Genomic DNA, 17833 nt, shown 5'->3' on the forward strand with positions numbered 1-17833 from the left:
AACACCGGCAGCTTGAGGTTGGCGGCGGAGTTCATCGCTTCCCAGAACTCGCCCTCGCTGGTGGTGCCGTCACCCGCGGAGACGTACACGACTTCGTCGCCCTGGAAGGTCACGTCCTTGAACTGGCGATAGTCGCCTTCGACCTTCTGGGCCGCTTCCGGATGCCGGGCGAAGTAACGGCCCGCTTCGGCGCAGCCCACGGCTTGCAGGAACTGCGTGCCCGTCGGCGACGACTGGCTGACGATATTCAGCTTCTGGTGGCCCCAGTGCGCGGGCATCTGCCGGCCGCCGGAGTTGGGATCATCGGCCGCGCCCACGGCCTCCAGCAACTGCTCGTAGGGCGTCATGCCCAGCGCCAGGCAGAAGGCTCGGTCGCGATAGTAGGGATAGAACCAGTCGTAGGAGGGTTTCAGCGCCATACCCGCGGCCACCAGCACGGCCTCGTGCCCCGCGCCCGAGATCTGAAAGTAGATCTTCTGCTGGCGCTTGAGCAGGATCTCGCGGTCATCCAGCCGCCGTGACAGGAACATCAGCCGGTACATCTCGATGAGCTGCTTGCGCGTCAGTCCCTGCCAGGTCTTCTCCGCCTTGCCTTTGTCGGCGCGCGGCGCTTCCACGACGGCAGCCTTCGACGACGCTCTGGCCTCAGCCTTGCTTCCCATGTTCACCTCGGAGCGGATGTGCGCAGAATACGGCCTTAGCCAGCATTTTAGAACGTCTGCGGGCGCTATACTGAAAAACCGTGAAGGTGCTGCGCCCTATTCCCGCGTCCGACCTCAAGCTGTTGATCTTCGACCTCGACGGCACCCTGGTGGACTCGCGCCTGGACCTGGCTAATTCCGTCAACGCCATGCTCCGCCACTACGGCAAGCCCGAACTGCCTTGCGACGTCATCGCCGGGTACATCGGCGACGGCGCTCCCATGCTGGTGCGCCGCGCCCTGGGCGATCCCGATGAGGAGCGCTTCGTCACCGAGGCGTTGAACTTCTTCCTCGCTCATTATCGCGAGCACAAGCTGGATAACACCTACGTCTATGCCGGGGTTCAGGAAGCGCTCCAGGCGCTGCGCTCTCAACGCAACGGCGCCGACGACGGCTTCCGCATGGCGGTGCTCAGCAACAAGCCGGTGCGGCCCAGCGAACAGATCCTCGAGGCACTCGGCCTCGCCGGCTTCTTCTTCCGCGTGTACGGCGGCAACAGCTTCCATACCAAGAAGCCCGACCCGCTGGGCGTCCAGACGCTGCTCGGGGAAAGCGGCGCCCTGCCGGAAGAAGCGGTCATCATCGGCGACAGCGACATCGATGTCATCACCGGCCGCAACGCCGGCGTTTGGACTGTGGGCGTGAGCTACGGCTTCGTGCCGCACACGCTCGAGGCCGCCCCGCCCGACGTGCTCGTGGACTCGCCCCAACAGTGGGCCGATCTGTTCCAACTCACCACTGAGACACAGAGGCACAGAGGATGAACGGTTTCCTGCTGAGCCTTTCTCCGTGCCTTCGTGTCTCCGTGGCGAGATTCTTCTTTGAGCGGCTTGGGGCGGCGGGCGCGTGAGCAACACCTTCGGGTTCACACGCGCCGAGCTGCGCACCCTGCGCTCTTTCAAGACGCCCGCCGGCGTGCAGCGCTTCCTCGATTCCCTTCGCTACCATCTGGCCATGACCTGCTGGTCGCCGCGGCGCGTCCTGCGCGAGCGCACCGTGCATTGCCTGGAAGGCGCTATCTTCGCGGCCGCCGCGCTGCGCGTCCTGGGTTTTCCCCCGCTGCTCGTCGACCTCGAAGCCGAGCAGGATACCGACCACGTGCTGGCCGTCTTCAAGGTCCGTGGGCACTGGGGCGCAGTGGCAGCGTCGAACTTCGCTTCCTGCCGCTACCGCGAACCCGTGTATCGCTCGCTGCGCGAGCTGGCCATGAGCTACTTCAATTCGTATTTCAACCTTCGCCGCGAGCGGACCTTGCGGAACTTCTCGCGTCCGGTCAACCTCAAGCGCTTCGACCATCTCGACTGGATGACCTCCGAGAGGGAGGTCTGGTTCATCCCCAACTATCTCTGCGACATCTTCCACACCCCACTGCTTAGACCATGGATGGAGAAACGGCTGACGCGCCTGGACGAACGCAGCTACCAGGCCGACCTGGTCGGACATCGGTGGAAATAGCCTGCCGCGGATTCGTGCGACTCCCTCTGCGTCTCCGTGTCTCCGTGGTGAATCTATAATCAAAAGTTCGCATGGACTTCCATCTCCACTCCGACTACCAGCCGCGCGGCGACCAAGCCTCGGCCATTGATGCCCTGATGCGCGGGCTGCTCGCCGCGGAGAAGCACCAGGTCCTGCTGGGCGTGACCGGGTCAGGCAAGACCTACACCATGGCCAAGGTGGTGGAACGCATCAACCGGCCCGCGCTGGTCCTGGCCCACAACAAGACGCTGGCTGCGCAGCTCTACCACGAGTTCAAGGGGTTCTTCCCGCAGAACGCGGTGGAATACTTCGTGAGCTACTACGATTACTACCAGCCCGAAGCGTACATTCCCGCGGCCGACGTCTACATCGAGAAGGAAGCCACCATCAACGACGAGTTGGACAAGCTGCGGCTTTCGGCGACGCGGTCGTTATTTGAGCGCCGCGACTGCCTGATCGTGGCTTCGGTGAGCTGCATCTACGGCCTGGGTTCGCCCGAGGCCTACTACGGCATGCTGCTGTTTCTGGAGAAGGGCCAGAAAATCAAGCGCGAAGACATCGTGCGCAAGCTGGTGGAGATCCTTTACGAGCGCAATGACACCGACTTTCGCCGCGGGACTTTTCGTGTCCGCGGCGACGTGATCGAGGTCTTCCCTACCTACGACGACATGGCCTACCGCATCGAGCTGTGGGGCGACCAGGTGGAGCAGCTTTCACAGATCGATCCGCTGTTCGGTACGGTGAAGCAACGTTACGTGCGCCTGCCCATCTATCCCAAGACGCACTACGTGATGTCCGAGGAGACGCGCGACGCCGCCGTCGTCTCCATCAAGGAAGAACTGGCCTGGTGGGAGAAGGAACTGGAGAAGCAGGGCCACACCGTCGAGGCGCAGCGGGTGCACCAGCGCACCATGTTCGACCTGGAGATGATCAAGACGGTCGGCTATTGCCACGGCATCGAGAACTATTCGCGTCATTTTTCTGGGCGCCTGCCGGGCGAGGCGCCACCCACGCTGCTCGACTATGTGCCGCGCGACTACCTGCTGTTCGTGGACGAGTCGCACCAGACCGTGCCCCAACTCCACGGCATGTACCACGGCGACCGGTCGCGCAAGCAGACCCTGGTGGAGTATGGCTTCCGCCTTCCCTCCGCGCTGGACAACCGACCGCTGACGTTCGAGGAATTCGAGCACCGCGTGAACCAGGCCGTCTTCGTTTCCGCCACGCCGGGACCGTATGAATTGACGAAATCCGCGGGCGTGGTGGTGGAGCAGATCATCCGGCCCACGGGGCTGGTCGATCCCGAAGTCGAGGTGCGGCCGGTCAAGGGGCAGATCGACGACCTGCTGGCCGAAATCCGCGACCGCGCATCACGCAAAGAGCGCGTGTTGGTGACTACGCTCACCAAGCGCATGGCCGAAGACCTTGCCGAATACTACGGCGAGGTGGGGGTGAAGTGCCGCTACATGCACAGCGAGATCGAGACGCTGGAGCGGGTGAAGATCCTGCGCGACCTGCGCAAGGGCGAGTTCGACGTGCTGATCGGCATCAACCTGCTGCGCGAGGGCCTGGACCTGCCCGAGGTGTCGCTCGTGGCTATCCTCGACGCCGATAAGGAAGGCTTCCTGCGCTCGGCCGGCTCGCTCATCCAGACCATCGGGCGCTGCGCCCGCAACCTGAACGCGCGCGCCATACTCTACGCCGACGTGATGACCGATTCCATGCGCCGCGCCATCGACGAAACCGACCGCCGCCGCGCCATCCAGCACGCCTACAACGAAGCCAACGGCATTACGCCCGAGTCCATCGTGCGACCGGTGGAGATGTCGCTGGCCTCCATCGTCGAAGCCGACTACGCCGACTTCACGGCTTCGGCGCTGGAAGAGATGCCCGACTTCAAGAACCAGGAGGAGCTGGATGCTTACATCGCGCGGCTGGAGACCGAAATGCGCGAGTCGGCCAAGAAATTCGAGTTCGAGAAGGCGGCGAAACTGCGGGATACGATCCGGGATTTGAGGACGAAGGAGTTTCTGTTTACGTAGGAAAAACCAAGGGCGCCCTGCTCTCTCCACAGGGCGCCCCGTTATTGCGTCGCTCCTCCCCTGAGGGCCGACGCAAGCTTGAGCCGGGGCTAAAGCCCCGACGATTCTGCTCGCTCTCGGCACGGCTAAAGCCGTGCCCTCTCACCGAAACCTTCCTACTCCCCTCCCTGCAGCGTTTTGAAGTGCGCTTCCAGGGCGCGGGAGTATTCGCGCTCGGCTTCCAATTCTGCTTGCAACTTCTTGACCAAACCCTCGAGGCGCAGAATCTCCATGCGCAATCGGGCGGCGTCCGGCGAAGCTGGCGCACCCGTGGCGCGCGACACAGCGGGCGGAGCCGGCGCACGCGGCGCCGTAGCGGTAGGTGCTGCAAGGGTTCGCGCGGCGGCGGGCTGCTTGCCGTCGCCGCTGTTCGTTCCATTGCCGGGCTGCCCGGAGAAGATGCTGCTCAGGGCGGCGTTCGCGGCCACAGCGGAAACCGGCTGCGGGGCGGGCGCCGCGGGATGCAGCAGATGCTTCACGCGCGTGATGAGATCCTGGGGCTGGAACGGCTTGCGGATCAGCTCGTCGGCCTTGACGGCGAACGCCTTTTCCGCCACTTGCTTATTCACGACTCCGCTCATGAGGATGACGGGAATCTTCCTCAGGGCGGGGTGATTGCGGATGTGTTCGCAGACTTCGTAGCCGTCCTTGTCGGGCATGATGACGTCCGAGATGACTATGTCGGGGCGGGACTGCTCGATCTGGGCGAACGCGGTGGCGGCATCGTGACACGCGATGACCTGGATGTTCTCGCGGCGGAAAGCGACCTTGATGACCTCGCGCATGGTGGCGCTGTCGTCGATGAAAAGGACGGTGGGGGCTTCCGTGACGACGGATTCGCGCGGCGGCGTTCCCGCCATCCCGGTGAAAGTGGACATGTCGCTCATTCCGTACCTCCGTGGGCGGCACCCTCTTCGTCCTCATCCACCTCGCGCAAAGCATCGAGCATGAGCTCGGTGGCCGACTTGAGCACGGTGCGGGTGCCGGCCGTGGCTCCAGGAACGAACTTGTAGACGCCATCGGCGCCGCCGTTACAGTTCTTGACGATGAAAACGACGGCGTCGTCGCCGACCATCTCACCGACCTCGGCATGGCTGATCTCGCCGCCGTCGATAAACAGCACGCCATCGGTGGAAGCGGCGTTGATGTGCAGGGCGCCGGTCTGGCGCGAATGCATGAGCATCTGGACCACCCCCGGCAGATCCAGGTGCTGCAGGTTGCCGCTGAGCGCGGTTTCGGTCTGCTCCAGCATCTGGGTCGGCTGGAAGCCCTCCTGATGGCTGCGCAGGAAGCTCCGGACATGGTTGGCGATGGTCTCCGGACCCAGGCGGCGGTCCACGTAATCGTCGCAACCGGCGCGGAACGCTTCCATGAGCGCCTGGTCGCCGCCGTCACCCATGGCAATGATGGGAATGCCGGCCGTCTTCGCGTCGCCGTTCAGAATGCGCGAAATCTCGTAGGCGCCCAGCTCGCGCAGGTTGGTGGCACAAACGATGGCGGTGGGCGGATTCCATTCCAGCATGGTGAGCGCATACGCCGACTGCGTGCTGTGCACCACCTCCAGGCCTTCGTGCTTGAGTGCGTCCGAGAGGCGGCGGGCAAAGAACACGTTGCTGTCGATCAGCAGCACGCGGGGCGCGGTGTCGATGGCTTGTGTGCTCATCGCGATTCCTCCGTGGCGGCCAGGGCCTCCAGATCGACCACCTCGACCAGCTCATCCTTGAGCGGCAGCAGTCCGCAGACATATTCGGGAAGGCGGCCCGTGGGCGGGATCATGGCCAGACTGGCCAGTTCGCATTCGCCGGAAACCGGGATGGCGGTAGGCTCGCTCACGCTCTCGATCCGGCGATTGGCAATCAGATAAAAACGGCGCGGCGGGGCAGCGGCTGGAACCAGCACCTGGGCGACGTCGAACACGGGCAGGATACGGCCGCGGCGCACGAGGACTCCGGCCTGCAGAGGAGTGGTGTGCGGAAAAGGCTGCAGGCGGTCGGGACGCGCCAGTTCGGTCACCGTCTCCGCGGGCAAGGCAAAACGCTTCTTGCCCAACGGAAACAACACATACGACTTGGTCGCCGACGGAATCATGTGAACACAAGCTCCAACGGGCTTTCCTCAAGTGCGGCACCCAGCACCATCTGCTCGGCCCTGCTGAGGAACGCTTCGGGATTCACGACCGGAACCACCTGGTCACCGACCAGGGCCAGGCCGCGGTACCAGCGGCGCTCTTCCCCGCGGAAGGCGCGCGGCAGGGCGCGCACGGACACGATCTCGGTCATGCGATCGACGCCGGCCACCAGCAGGGCGACAGGCACCCCTCGCAACAGCAGAATGCGGTTGGGCGCGGTTTCGATCACGCGGAAGTGGCGGGCCATGTCCACCACGTAGAAAGTGCGGGAGCCGCGCTCCAGCGTGTAACGGACTTTCGCCAAGTGGCTGTGCCCGGCGGGCAACTGCAGCGGGCACAGGCCCTGGGTGGAACGGATCTCGTCCACCGCCTGGGCGGCAATGGCGAAGGTGGCGGAGCCGACCGCGAACAGGATGACGGCTTCGCTGCGGCGCCCGCGGGCGCGACGGCTTTCTTTGCGCGCGATCCTCACAGCACACCCACCTTCTGCGCTCCGTAGACGTAGAGCACGCGCTTCTCGATTCCGGCATAGATGGCGTCGAGCGGCGCCACCTGGTCGACGGCGCCGGTCTTGATGGCCTCGGCGGGCATGCCGAAGATGACGGAAGTCGCTTCGTCCTGGGCGATGACGTGTCCGCCGGCCTGCTTGACCGCCAGGATGCCGCGGCAGCCGTCGTTGCCCATGCCGGTCATCACCACGCCCACGGTCAGGGGACCGGCGTAGGCGGCGGCGGTTTCCAGAGTGACGTCAGCGCAGGGACGGTAGCCGGAAATGCGCGGGCCGTCATCGAGCTGGATGCGTCCGGTGGGCGAAACACGCATGTGGTGCGTTCCCGGGCAAACGTACACCGTGCCCGGCTGCACGATCTCGCCGGGCTCAGCTTCCTTCACACGGATGGCGCAGGTCTCGGCGAGCTGCTGGCTGAATTGCGCGGTGAACATCCCGGGCATGTGCTGGGCCACCAGCACGGCACCGGGAAAATCCTTGGGGAAAGCCGGGAACAATTTCATGAGGGTGGCGGGGCCGCCGGTGGAGCAGGCGATGACCACCAAGGGGAAGCGGCCGTTGGCGGCGGAAGCGGCGCTGGCGAAACGGCCGGCCGGAACCGCGGGCTTGGAGCCGGGCTCGGTGCGCGGCACGGCGCTGGCGATCTCCTGGCCCAGGCGCGAGCGGGTAGCGGTACGCACCACGCGCACCTTGGCGGCCAGGCGCAGCTTGCGGCAGAGCTCTTCGCGCACCACGGTCATATCGAGATCGACGCCGCCGGAAGGCTTGGCGACGAAATCGATGGCGCCCAGCTCCAGCGCCTTGAGCGTGGGCTCGGCTCCTTCGCGCGATTCGGAGCTGACGATGACGATGGGTCGGGGGTTGGAGCCCATGATGATTTCAGTAGCCTGCAGGCCGTCCATGTGCGGCATGTTGATGTCCATGGTGATGACGTCGGGCTTGAGCGCTTCGGCCTGGGCGACGGCGTCGCGGCCGTCGCGGGCTTCGCCCACCACCATCAGTTGCGAGTCGGCGTTGATGAGGCTCTGCAGGACCTTGCGCATGAAGGCCGAGTCATCCACGACCAGCACCCGGATTTTGCCCAATCCTTGCATGATCCTTTCCTACGAGAGAGCCTCCACGGCCGGAGCGGCAGCCGGCTGAGCGGGACCGATGAGGCGCTCCACCTCCGCCAGGAACGCATCCTCCTGCACGGGCTTGGTAAGGAAGGCGACGGCGCCTTCCTTGAGGGCGCGGTCGCGATGCTTGGCGCCGGCGCGCGAGGTTACGACCATGACCGGCAACGCAGCCGTCGAGGCATCCTGGCGCAGGTGAGCCATCAGTTCGTATCCGTTGGTACGAGGCATCTCGAGATCGGTCACGACCAGGTCGCAGCGTGACTGGGTGACGATCTCGAGAGCCTCAAGTCCATCCGACGCGAGCCGCACGCGGTAACCGGCTTTTTCCAGCATCCGGCCCACGAACTTGCGCACGCTGATGGAATCGTCGGCGAGCACCACCACCTTGTCCTCGGGAACGGCGTCCACGACGGCGGCGGGAAGCGTCCCTGCGGCCACGGCGGCAGCGCCCGGCGCAAACACGCGGGCCACGGTGGCGGCGGCCATCAGCGGCCGGCGCTCCATGGCTTCGCCTGCGACCAGGCGGTTCACGTCGATCAGCAGGATCAGGCTGCCGTCGGGCGCGATGGTGGCCCCGGGGAACAGCTTGGCGTTCCGCAGGTACTCGCCCAAACTCTTGATCACAATCTCGTCCTTGCGCAGGACTTCTTCGACCACAACGCCCACCTGGCGGCCAGCGACGTTGACGATCACCATGCGGTACCAGCCGTTGACCGGCTGGATGGGCTCCAGGCCCAGTTGCTGGTCGAGGCGGACGATCTCGGTGACGACGTCGCGCACGCGGGTGAGCAGCTTTCCGCCCACTTCCTCGATCTCCGACTGGTTGAGCCGGCGGATCTCCTCCACGAACGCCAGCGGCATGGCAAAGCTGTGCGTGCCGCAGCGCACGAACAGCGCCTGGGAGATGATGAGCGTCAGCGGCACCTTCAGGGTGAAACGGGTACCGCGGCCCAACTGGGTGTCGATCTCGACCTCGCCGTTGAGCGCGGCCAGATTGGCGCGGACCACGTCCAGGCCCACTCCGCGGCCCGCCAGTTCGGTCTTGCGCGGCGCAGTGGAGAAGCCGGGATGGAAGAGGAACTCCAGCAGGTCGCGCTCGGCCATGGAAGCCGCGTCCTCGGGCGTGACCAGGCCGGCCTCGATGGAGGTGTTGCGGACCTTTTCGTAGTCGATGCCGCGCCCGTCGTCCTCGACCTCGATGTAGACGTGGTTGCCGCGGTGGTAGGCGCGGACGGCCACGGTGCCCACGTCGGGCTTGCCCGCCAGGTAGCGCTCCTCCGAGCGCTCCAGGCCGTGGGCCACGGAGTTACGCACCAGGTGAATGAGCGGATCGGAAATCTGCTGGATGATGTTGTTGTCGAGTTCGGTTTCCGCGCCCGCCAAGTCGAGCTCCACCTGCTTGCCGGCGGCCTTGGCAGCATCGCGCACAGTGCGCGAGATGCGGGTGTACAGGTTGCCGATGGGCACCATGCGCGCCTGCGTGATCTCGTCCTGCAGGCGGTGGGCCAGCTTGCTGAACTCGTCGATGTCGGTATCCACGCGGCGCACGAAGCCATCGAGCTGGGTGAGCACCTCGGTGATATCGGCCGAGATCTCGGTCAGCGAGCGGGAGAGGATGTTGAAGTCGTCATAGCGGTCCATCTCCAGCTCGGTGAACTCGGAGGGACCGTCATCGAGCGCGTGGGAATAGCCGGAAAGGGCGGCGCGATACAAGGCCGCCTTGAAGGGCATGGGGGAAGCGCTGGGCAGACGGCTGAACTCATGCTTCTCGGTGAACTCCGAGACCTTCTCGGACATGCGCGCCTTGGAGAAGTTGAGGACGTCCGCCAGGCGCTCCAATTCGGAGACGCGGCCCATCATGCGGGTGCGGTTGATCACCAGCTCGCCCACCGCGTTCATCATGCGGTCCAGGCGCTCGAGCGCGATGCGCACCGACTTGGACTGCGGCATCGCCGCCAGTTCTTTCTTGCCCGCCAGCACCGGCTCGGCTTCCGCCTCAGCCAGAACCACTTCGGGGGCAGCAGATTCGGCGAGGGGAGATTCGACGGCCGGCGCGGGCTGGGCGCTTCCCTCTTCGGCCGCCGTTTCCTCGACAACGGATTCGGCCGCTTCTAGCGGCGTGATTGCAGACGCGGATGGCAATGCGGAATCGCACTCTTCCGGCGCCAGGCGGGCGATGCGGGTCAGCAGCGATTTCACCACCGACTGCAACGTGGCTTCATCGCTCCACTGGCGGTAGAGGAACTTCTTGAGGGTATCCACCGCCTCCAGGCAGATATCGACGATCTCGGCGCTCGGGCGCAGCTCGCCGTCGCGCAGCCGGCCTACCAGATCCTCGGCGCGATGGGCCACGCGGGCGATGCGGTGCAGGCCCACTTGTGCCGCCGAGCCCTTCACCGTGTGCATGGCGCGGAACAGGCGATGGATATCTTCGTCGTTGGGGTTCGCTTCCAGCGCCAGCAGGCACTCCGTCACTACTTGCAGGTGCTCTTCCGCTTCCGGAACGAAGAACTCCAGAATCTCGTCAGGAACGTCGCCGTCTGGCGGCAAATCTTCGAACGCGGGCGCGGCGGAATCTTCCGAAGCCGAAGCCGGCTCTTCGCTTTCGCCGGCCGAGGGTTCCGACCAGGCCTCCTCCGCATGCATCTGGAAGGCGAAGGGGAATTTCTCCTTGAAGGCAGCCAGCTCTTCTTCCGCCTCCACCGCGTTGTTGCTGATGAGCAGCAGGTCGGATTCGAGAACGGAGACGGCCTCGGAGATGAACTCCACCAGCGGAGCCGCGGCCTCCTGGGTAACGGAGGCGTTCATGGCGTACTGGAAGATGTGGGCCAGCTTGCCCGCGACCTCGGAGAACTGCGGGTAGCCGTACATGGCGGAGGCGCCGGCGAGGGTGTGCGCCGCAGCGTAGAGGCGCTCCAGATCATCAGCCGCCGGATACGGGTCCTGCAGAATGCCGGAGTACTCGCGCAGGAACTGCAGGTGCTCGGAGGCTTCGGTAAGGAAGACCTCAACGAATTCCTGATTGGGGCTCATTCCCTGCCCTCCGTAGCAGCAGCAGCGCGCACGGGCGGATCGACGGGCTTGCGGTAGATGCGGCAGTCGCGGTGGACGATGGTTTCCAGCTTCACGCTGGCCCGGGAGATGAACTCGGCATGACCCAGGAAGAGGTAGCCGCCGGGCTCGAGCGAATCATGGAAGCGCTGGATGAGCTGGGCGCGGCGCGCCTCGGAAAAGTAGATCAGGACGTTCATGCAGAAGATGCAGTCGAAGCGTCCCATGTAAACGGGCTGCGCCAGGTTCAAGGGCGCAAAACTGATCATGTTGCGGAACCGCGCCTTCACCTGGAACTGCTCGCCCACCTTGGTGAAGTAGTTTTCGCGGCGGCCCATGTCCACGTTCGCGAGGCTGCGACGGCTGTACACGCCACGCTCGGCGAATTCCAAGGCGCGCTTGCTGATGTCCGTAGCCCAGAGCCGGATGTCCCAGGCTTCGGCGAAGGGCAGCGTCTCCGCGATGGTGAGAGCGATGGAATAGGGCTCTTCGCCGGAAGAACATCCCGCACTCCAAATACGAAGGGTGCGCGGATCATGCCAGAACTTGCGGTTACGAATCTCGGGGAGCACGCGCGTCTCCAGCGCCTCGTACACCGCGGGATAGCGGAAGAAAGTGGTCTCCTGGGTCAGGAGGCCTTCCAGGAAAGCGTCGTACTCGACGTTCGAAGAGCGCAGCAGGCGCACCAGCTCGGCCGTTCCTCCCAGCCCCTTGCGCTCCAGATGCTCGCGCACGCGGGTGGAGAAGAAACGCTCGCGGGAATCGTCAAACAGGATTCCCGAGCGCGCCTCGATGAGGGCGCGGATTTCCGCCATTTCATGCCCGGTGAGCGCTGCGTTCATCACCTTGCTTCCTCAGGGGCCGACGGGGCCCCACTGATCGTTTTCCTATCGACGCGCGACCGCCATCTCCGCGCGCGCATTGCCGTTGCCGTTTCCGTTGCCGGGAGCGGAGGCCGCAGCCGACGCACTGACGCGGAACTGCGACAGGGCCTCGTTCAACTGTTCGGAGAGCTTCACCATCTGCTCCACCGTGGAAGCCGTCTGGCGAGCGCCTTGCGCGGTCTGCCGGGTGATGCTGGAGATGATCTGCATGGCATTGGCCACGCCTTCGGTGCCCCGCACCTGCTGCTTGGAGGCGAGGGAAATCTCCTGCACCAGCTCCGCCGACTGGCGGACGACGCTGGAGATGGCCTCCAGGGCCTTGCCGGCCTGATCGGCCAGGCGGGCGCCGACTTCCACTTCCTTGGTGCCTTCCTCCATGACCACCACCGCCTCGTTGGTCTCAGCCTGGATGGCCTTGATGAGGGCGGCGATGTCCTTGGTGGCGGCGCGGGAGTGCTCGGCCAACTTGCGAACTTCATCGGCGACCACGGCGAAGCCGCGGCCGGCCTCGCCGGCGCGCGCCGCTTCAATGGCGGCGTTCAACGCCAGCAGGTTGGTCTGCTCGGTGATGTCGTTGATGACGTTGATGATCTCGCTGATCTCCAGCGACCGGTCGCCGAGCGACTTGATCTTTTTCGCGGTGGCCTGCACGGAAGCGCGGATGCGCTGCATGCCTTCCAGGGTGTCGCGCACCGAGCGGTTGCCCTGCTCGGCGGCGTCCAGGGCGCGGCGCGCGGCTTCGGCGCTGGCCTCGGCGTTGTTCGACACCTGCTTCATGGAGACGGTCAGCTCTTCCACGGCCGAGGAGGTGTTGGTGATCTCCTGGTCCTGCTGCGTGGCGCCGGACGCCATTTCCTCCGAGGCCACCAGGATCTGGTTGGCGCTGGCGGAAACGTCGATGGCGGCCTTGCGCACGCGCTCCAGGACGCGGGCGAAGTTATCGAGCATGAAGTTCACCGAATCCACCACGTTGCCCAGGGCGTCGTTGGTCACCTTGCCGCGCAGGGTCAGGTCGCCGCGCGAGATCTGGCTGGTGATAGTCAGGAACTCGGTCACGCTGCGCTGCAGGTTCTCCTGCGCCTCCTGGTTCTGGGAGGCGCGCGCGACCTTGTCGGCCACGCGCTGCACGTTCATGGCGATGTAGCCGAAATCGTCATCGCTCTCCAGCGCGATGCGGGTGCGGTAGTCGCCCGAGGCCAGGCGCTCGGAGAATTCCGAAAGCGTCTGCACGGGCGTGCCGATTTTGGCAGAGAGCGCCACCCACAAGCCGATGCTGGCAGCCACCGCAATGGCGAATGCGGCCAGCAACTGGAACCCGGCGGTGGACTCCATGCGGGTGAAATCCGCGATGGAGAGCCCGCCCGACTTCGAGCCGGCGCCGAACGCGAACAGCAGCACCGCGAACAGCGCGGCAAGATTCAGCGCGACCACGATTCCCAGGGCCGAACTCAAACGACCTTTCATAGCAGCCTCCAAAACAAGAACTCTGTCAGATCACCGGCACGGGAAACGCCGCCACCAGGCGGCGCAGGTCCAGGGCCAGGGCCAAACGATCCTCATGCCGCAGCATGCCGCTGCAATGCGGCACCTCGCGCGGCGCTTCCTTCACCAGCAAGGGATCGGTGGTGGTGAAGGTGCCGATCACTTCGTCGGCGGCGATGCCCAGGCGCAGGTCCTCGCGCTCCGGGTCGCCCGACTGGGCGGCCACGACCACGTGCCGCGGCGGCAGATCCGCGCGCCGCCCTTCGGTGAACGCGATATCGATCACCGGCACGATGGCGCCGCGCAGATTGAAAATCCCCATCAGGAACGGTGGCGCCAGCGGCATGCGCGTGACCGGGCCCCACTCCACCACTTCCTCCACGTCCAGCACGGAAAGGCAGAAGCGTTCGCGCCCGGCGCGGAACACGCAGAATTGACGCTCCGGCAGCCGCTCTTCCGGCAGCACGGCCTCGCCGCTTTCCGGTTCTGCGGCCAGGGGCTCGATCTGGTTTTCTTCCGGCATGTCCATCAAACGAATCTCTCCACGGTCTTGAGCAGCTCCTCGCGGCTGAAGGGCTTGCCGATGAACGCGTCGGCGCCCTGCTGCTCGGCCCAGAAGCGATCGCTGGGCGTGTTCTTCGAGGTCACCATCACCACCGGGATGCGGGCGTACTCCGCGTGATTCTTCAGCTCCCGGCAAACCTGGAAGCCGTTGCGGTTGGGCATCACCACGTCCAGCAGAATCAGCACCGGACGCTCGACCTCGATCATCTGCTCGACGCGGCTGGGCTCATGCACAGCCACCGGCCAGTAGCCGGCATCCTTCAATACCGCCTGGATCAGCCTGGCTTCCGCCTGCGAGTCGTCCACAATCAGAATCTTTCTCACGGGCACACTCTCTCGGGGGTTCCCATAGGAAAGAAAGCAATCGCGACGCCAAGGCAGGAAGAGGGGGAGGGCCGCAGGGGAGATTCTCGCTAAGGCTCACTGCAACAGTGAGTTAGGCGGAGGCACATGGTCCGTCTCACTGCACTGAGACGAGCGAGGAGGGGCGGAATCCGGTCTCAGGCTGAGACTTTTTCTCAGCGAACCTCAGCTCCGTCTCCAGCGACGTGAAGCGCTGCATGATCTCGTGCACACGCACCGCCATGGAGTGGATGGTTTCGAGCTGGTCGCGTTCGTGGCCGGAGAGCGCGCCGGGCTCGAGCAGCATGAGTTCGGCGTGGCCCAGGATGGAGGTCAGCGCGTTGTTCAGGCCGTGGCGCATCTCCAGCATGTAGCGGCCGAGCATGGCGTTGCGCTTGGCGGCGGCGGCTTCCTGCTCGGCTTCGCGCGCGCGGGCGTCGGCGTCGAGGCGGCGCAGGATCTCACCGCCCAGTTGGACGACGAAATCGGCCCAGCCGTCGTAGCCGCTCACGATGTGCAGGTGCTTGTGGCTGGAGCGCAGCGCAGCGGCGCGCGAGCCGTCCGCAGCCACGTAGATGGTGGGCGCGGGAGAAGCGGCGAGCATCTCGAGTATGAAGTCGGTGCGGTTGCCGCGCACTCGGCCCAGGATGCCCAGGGCATAGTCGCCGGCGTGCTTCTCGCACCAGGAGTCGCTGCTCATCAGGGTGAAGGCGGGCACACTGCGCTCCACCTGCCAGCGGCCCATGATGGTGTGGGCGAATTCCACCTCGTCGGAGATGATCAGGACGCTCGCGTCGCTCACTGCGCACCTCCGTCCGACAGCCGGGTGGCTTCGTCAATCACTGACTGCAGGCGCTTGGCGGTGGCGGCGAGGTTCACCGCCGCGTCGATGTTCTTCGTCTGTTTGGCCTTTTCGGTCCATTCAGACAAGCTGGTCGCTTCAGCTTGCGCCGCCGTAAGCCGGCCGTTCAGATAAAGCGGCTGGCCGGTGCGCTTAGCGCGATCCATAGCCTCGAACAACCAGGTACGCGCGGCTACGGCGCGCTGTAACGCGTCAGAAATCTCGTCGCCACCCTGAACGAAGCTCGCCACTTCCCAGGTGGAAAGCAGGACCTTGGAGCCGTTCAGCACGATGGTGGTCGCAGCGGAGCCACGCCGAGGCGACGCCAGGAGTTGCTCCGCGATGGCTTCGATGCAGGCATCCACGTCAGCAGGGCCGGCTGGCTCCTCTACTTCGGGAACGGCGGGGGAGGGCTGAACCGGCTCGACCGCAACGGCAGCCGCTTCCGCGGTCGGGTCTTCTGTTATTGGCTCTTGGGCTTTGTCTGCTTCTGCCCTAGCCTCCTCTACTTCGAGCACTTCTGCTTCAGATTCACATGCCACCGGCTCAGCCGGGACCGGAGCCGCAGGTTGAAGCGCCTTTTCCAGGCACTCCCGGATGGCCATCAACTGCTCAAACGGACGGCCGGCGGCGTAGGACGCCTGGAAGGGCTTCTTCCATTCCTGTGCCAGGCGGCGAAGGTCAGCCAGAGACTGGGTGGCAGCCAGCCCGCAGACGCTGCAGTCCACGCTCTCAACTCCGCGGGCGGCCAGCGTATCGGCAGCGACGCGGATAGCGTGCAACTCGGCCTGCATGAGCCGGAAAAATGCGCCGCGCATGAGGTAGTTGAAGCGTGTGAAGGCCACCAGTGTGAGCGGCTCGTAGTAGGCCTCGCCGAGCGCGGTCTTCCAGCGGCGGCCTTCGTCGAGCACGCCGGCGGCGAACAGTTCACTCAGCCCCGCACACTGGCGCATCCGCTCCAGAAGGTCTTCCAGCACCGGCGAGCACTCGCTGGGCTCGGCCGCAACCTCCCCCAGGACCGGCGCCAGCACCACCAGAACCTCTTCTTCACTGACATCGCGGTCGTGGAACTCTGCGGGCGCGGTGTGCACGAAGTATTGCACCAGCAGGAAATCGAGCTTGTCGCGATCGGCGTCGCTCCTCTCCACTTTGTTCAGGTGGCGGAGAATGAGCGCGCGCAGGCTCTCCTCGGTGGCCAGGGGCGAGGTCTGCAGGAACTGGCGCAACTGGTAGACCTTAACGCGCTCGTCCATCTCATCGAGCCAGCCCAGGACGTGGCTCATGGTCCGTGCGCTGACGCGCTCCGGCGCTGATTCCATTTCGGGCAGCGGCGCCAGGCCCAGCTCGAAGTAGCGCGTGAGCGCGTCGTAAATGGGATAGATGCGCCGCGCTTCACGCCATTGGGCGGCAGTCACGGCAATGGAAGTGGCAGTGGTAGTCATTTCTTGATGATCCATGTGGGCAGAGGCCGGGCGAAGCGGGCGGCTACGGCGCGCTTTCCGTTGTGATACTGCACCGCGACCACGGCGGCGTCGATGGTGAGCGAGCGGTCGGAGTTCTCCAGGCGCACCAGGTCGCCGAATTCCAGCGGCAGGTCGGAGGCGAACAGGGCCTCGCGCGGCGTGCCGAATTCGATGAGCGTCCGCTCGTGGATGGTCTCCCCCGCGGGCGTGTAACCGGTGACTTCGACCGGCAGGTGGACTCCGACGGCCTCAGGAAAGTAGCGGGCCAACTTGGCTACAAAGGGCTCGGGGGCAGACACAGCTTTGGCTTGGTTGGACACTCCGTCTCCTCAGCGCCTCGCCGCTTCGAGCGGCATGGCCGGGGCCAGAGATCAAGGTCCCGGCCCGCCTGCGCTGGAAGCGTCGCGATCTATGTTCTTCACCCGTCCCGGCCGGTCAGGACCGAGACCGCTGCGATGGCGTGAAGATTCGCACCCGACTAAGAGCAAGGGTGCGGCCAAACGGTTTCCTCAGGGATTCTTGGCTGTAAGTTATTGATTTCGGAGGAAGTCACGTCGCGGAGGACGGGGGAACTTAGGCGAGGGACCCGTCTCAGGTTGAAACGAATCTCAGGAGTAACCGAGCCATCGAACCCACCCTATCGACCTTAAGAGCGGGAGCGATAGGGGTGGGGCAGCCAGCTGCCGAGGGTCATCAGGGAAAGATCTCAATCCCAACTAGAGCGCCATGTTCATCGAGATAAACTTGGAGAATCTCGTTTCCTGTGGCAGTTCGATATGTAACTGTCTTGTGCGTGCTGTCGTCCGTAAATCTGATCCATAGGGCGTCGGACGGCTTCGTGTCGTTGAGTTTCACTCCCACCTGAAGTAGCTCGGTCAGTTGATCTAGGTCAACAATCATCAGCCACCTTCAACGTCGGGATGACATGCGCCAAGCTCTGTCCGGTTTCCCCGCCTTGGCGGTTTAGGATCCTCCCGCCGCCCCTTCCGGCATGCGGATGTTGTAGCGCTTGAGCTTGCGGTAGAGGGTAGCGCGGCTGATGCCGAGCATTTTCCCGGCCAGCGCCTTGTCGCCGCCCACCTGCTCGAAGACGCGTTGAATCGTCGCGCGCTCCAGGTCTTCCAGGTCGGTAGAGTGGCTTTCAGCGGGAACGGTTCCGTTGGCGGCGCCGTTGCCGGCGTGCAGCGCGGGCGG

18 protein-coding genes are annotated in these 17833 nt (G+C 64.9%); 3 read left to right on the plus strand and 15 right to left on the minus strand.

From position 1 onward, the window contains the following. On the minus strand, window positions 1-662 hold a 662-nt coding region (locus VLE48_11080; GenBank protein ID HSA93544.1), incomplete at its 3' end, for a thiamine pyrophosphate-dependent enzyme. Between the two features lie 80 nt (window positions 663-742). On the opposite strand from VLE48_11080, the gene VLE48_11085 reads away from it, so the two are divergent. The 3 genes from VLE48_11085 (at window position 743) to uvrB (ending at window position 4219) form a co-directional block, all read left to right on the plus strand. Further along, complete coding sequence (locus VLE48_11085) at window positions 743-1465, plus strand: HAD-IA family hydrolase (protein ID HSA93545.1); 723 nt, start codon at window positions 743-745, stop codon at window positions 1463-1465. Window positions 1466-1547: 82 nt separating this feature from the next. Next, on the plus strand, window positions 1548-2156 hold the full coding sequence (locus VLE48_11090) for a hypothetical protein (protein ID HSA93546.1): 609 nt from the start codon (window positions 1548-1550) through the stop codon (window positions 2154-2156). 71 nt (window positions 2157-2227) lie between these two features. Next, window positions 2228-4219 carry an excinuclease ABC subunit UvrB gene (gene uvrB / locus VLE48_11095; protein HSA93547.1) on the plus strand — a complete coding sequence of 664 codons (1992 nt, stop codon included), beginning with the start codon at window positions 2228-2230 and terminating at the stop codon, window positions 4217-4219. A gap of 155 nt (window positions 4220-4374) precedes the next feature. Here the strand turns inward: uvrB and VLE48_11100 are convergent, their stop codons facing one another. The 14 genes from VLE48_11100 to VLE48_11165 form a co-directional block, all read right to left on the minus strand. Further along, window positions 4375-5145: a response regulator gene (locus VLE48_11100; protein ID HSA93548.1), complete on the minus strand. Its 771-nt coding sequence runs from the start codon at window positions 5143-5145 to the stop codon at window positions 4375-4377. Next, complete coding sequence (locus VLE48_11105; protein HSA93549.1) at window positions 5142-5921, minus strand: DUF4388 domain-containing protein; 780 nt, start codon at window positions 5919-5921, stop codon at window positions 5142-5144. The genes VLE48_11100 and VLE48_11105 overlap by 4 nt, the downstream gene beginning before the upstream one ends. Then, window positions 5918-6346, minus strand: coding sequence for a chemotaxis protein CheW (locus tag VLE48_11110; protein ID HSA93550.1), 429 nt, complete (start codon window positions 6344-6346; stop codon window positions 5918-5920). The genes VLE48_11105 and VLE48_11110 overlap by 4 nt, the downstream gene beginning before the upstream one ends. Next, window positions 6343-6858, minus strand: coding sequence for a chemotaxis protein CheW (locus tag VLE48_11115; GenBank protein ID HSA93551.1), 516 nt, complete (start codon window positions 6856-6858; stop codon window positions 6343-6345). Before VLE48_11115 ends, VLE48_11110 begins: the two co-directional genes overlap by 4 nt. Beyond that, complete coding sequence (locus tag VLE48_11120) at window positions 6855-7988, minus strand: chemotaxis response regulator protein-glutamate methylesterase (GenBank protein ID HSA93552.1); 1134 nt, start codon at window positions 7986-7988, stop codon at window positions 6855-6857. The genes VLE48_11115 and VLE48_11120 overlap by 4 nt, the downstream gene beginning before the upstream one ends. A 9-nt stretch (window positions 7989-7997) precedes the next feature. Then, window positions 7998-11045, minus strand: a complete 3048-nt coding sequence (locus tag VLE48_11125; protein ID HSA93553.1) for an Hpt domain-containing protein — start codon at window positions 11043-11045, stop codon at window positions 7998-8000. After that, complete coding sequence (locus tag VLE48_11130) at window positions 11042-11905, minus strand: protein-glutamate O-methyltransferase CheR (GenBank protein HSA93554.1); 864 nt, start codon at window positions 11903-11905, stop codon at window positions 11042-11044. The genes VLE48_11125 and VLE48_11130 overlap by 4 nt, the downstream gene beginning before the upstream one ends. Window positions 11906-11950: 45 nt before the next feature. Further along, entirely contained in the window at window positions 11951-13411 is a 1461-nt protein-coding gene (locus tag VLE48_11135) for a HAMP domain-containing methyl-accepting chemotaxis protein (GenBank protein ID HSA93555.1), read from the minus strand. Window positions 13412-13436: 25 nt separating this feature from the next. Continuing rightward, window positions 13437-13958: a chemotaxis protein CheW gene (locus VLE48_11140; GenBank protein HSA93556.1), complete on the minus strand. Its 522-nt coding sequence runs from the start codon at window positions 13956-13958 to the stop codon at window positions 13437-13439. Further along, complete coding sequence (locus VLE48_11145) at window positions 13958-14317, minus strand: response regulator (protein ID HSA93557.1); 360 nt, start codon at window positions 14315-14317, stop codon at window positions 13958-13960. The genes VLE48_11140 and VLE48_11145 overlap by 1 nt, the downstream gene beginning before the upstream one ends. A 136-nt stretch (window positions 14318-14453) precedes the next feature. After that, a complete protein-coding gene (locus VLE48_11150) occupies window positions 14454-15137 on the minus strand; it encodes a hypothetical protein (GenBank protein ID HSA93558.1) in 684 nt (227 codons plus the stop codon). Next, the gene (locus tag VLE48_11155) at window positions 15134-16618 is read right to left on the minus strand and encodes a hypothetical protein (protein HSA93559.1); all 1485 of its coding nucleotides are present in this window, start codon (window positions 16616-16618) and stop codon (window positions 15134-15136) included. The genes VLE48_11150 and VLE48_11155 overlap by 4 nt, the downstream gene beginning before the upstream one ends. Next, window positions 16615-16959: a hypothetical protein gene (locus VLE48_11160; protein ID HSA93560.1), complete on the minus strand. Its 345-nt coding sequence runs from the start codon at window positions 16957-16959 to the stop codon at window positions 16615-16617. The genes VLE48_11155 and VLE48_11160 overlap by 4 nt, the downstream gene beginning before the upstream one ends. A 643-nt stretch (window positions 16960-17602) precedes the next feature. Then, a partial coding sequence (locus VLE48_11165) for a helix-turn-helix domain-containing protein (protein HSA93561.1) occupies window positions 17603-17833 on the minus strand: 231 nt, incomplete at its 5' end.

The sequence above is a fragment of the Terriglobales bacterium genome (assembly GCA_035454605.1).
In the GTDB taxonomy this organism is placed as follows: Bacteria; Acidobacteriota; Terriglobia; order Terriglobales; family Acidobacteriaceae; genus DATMAB01.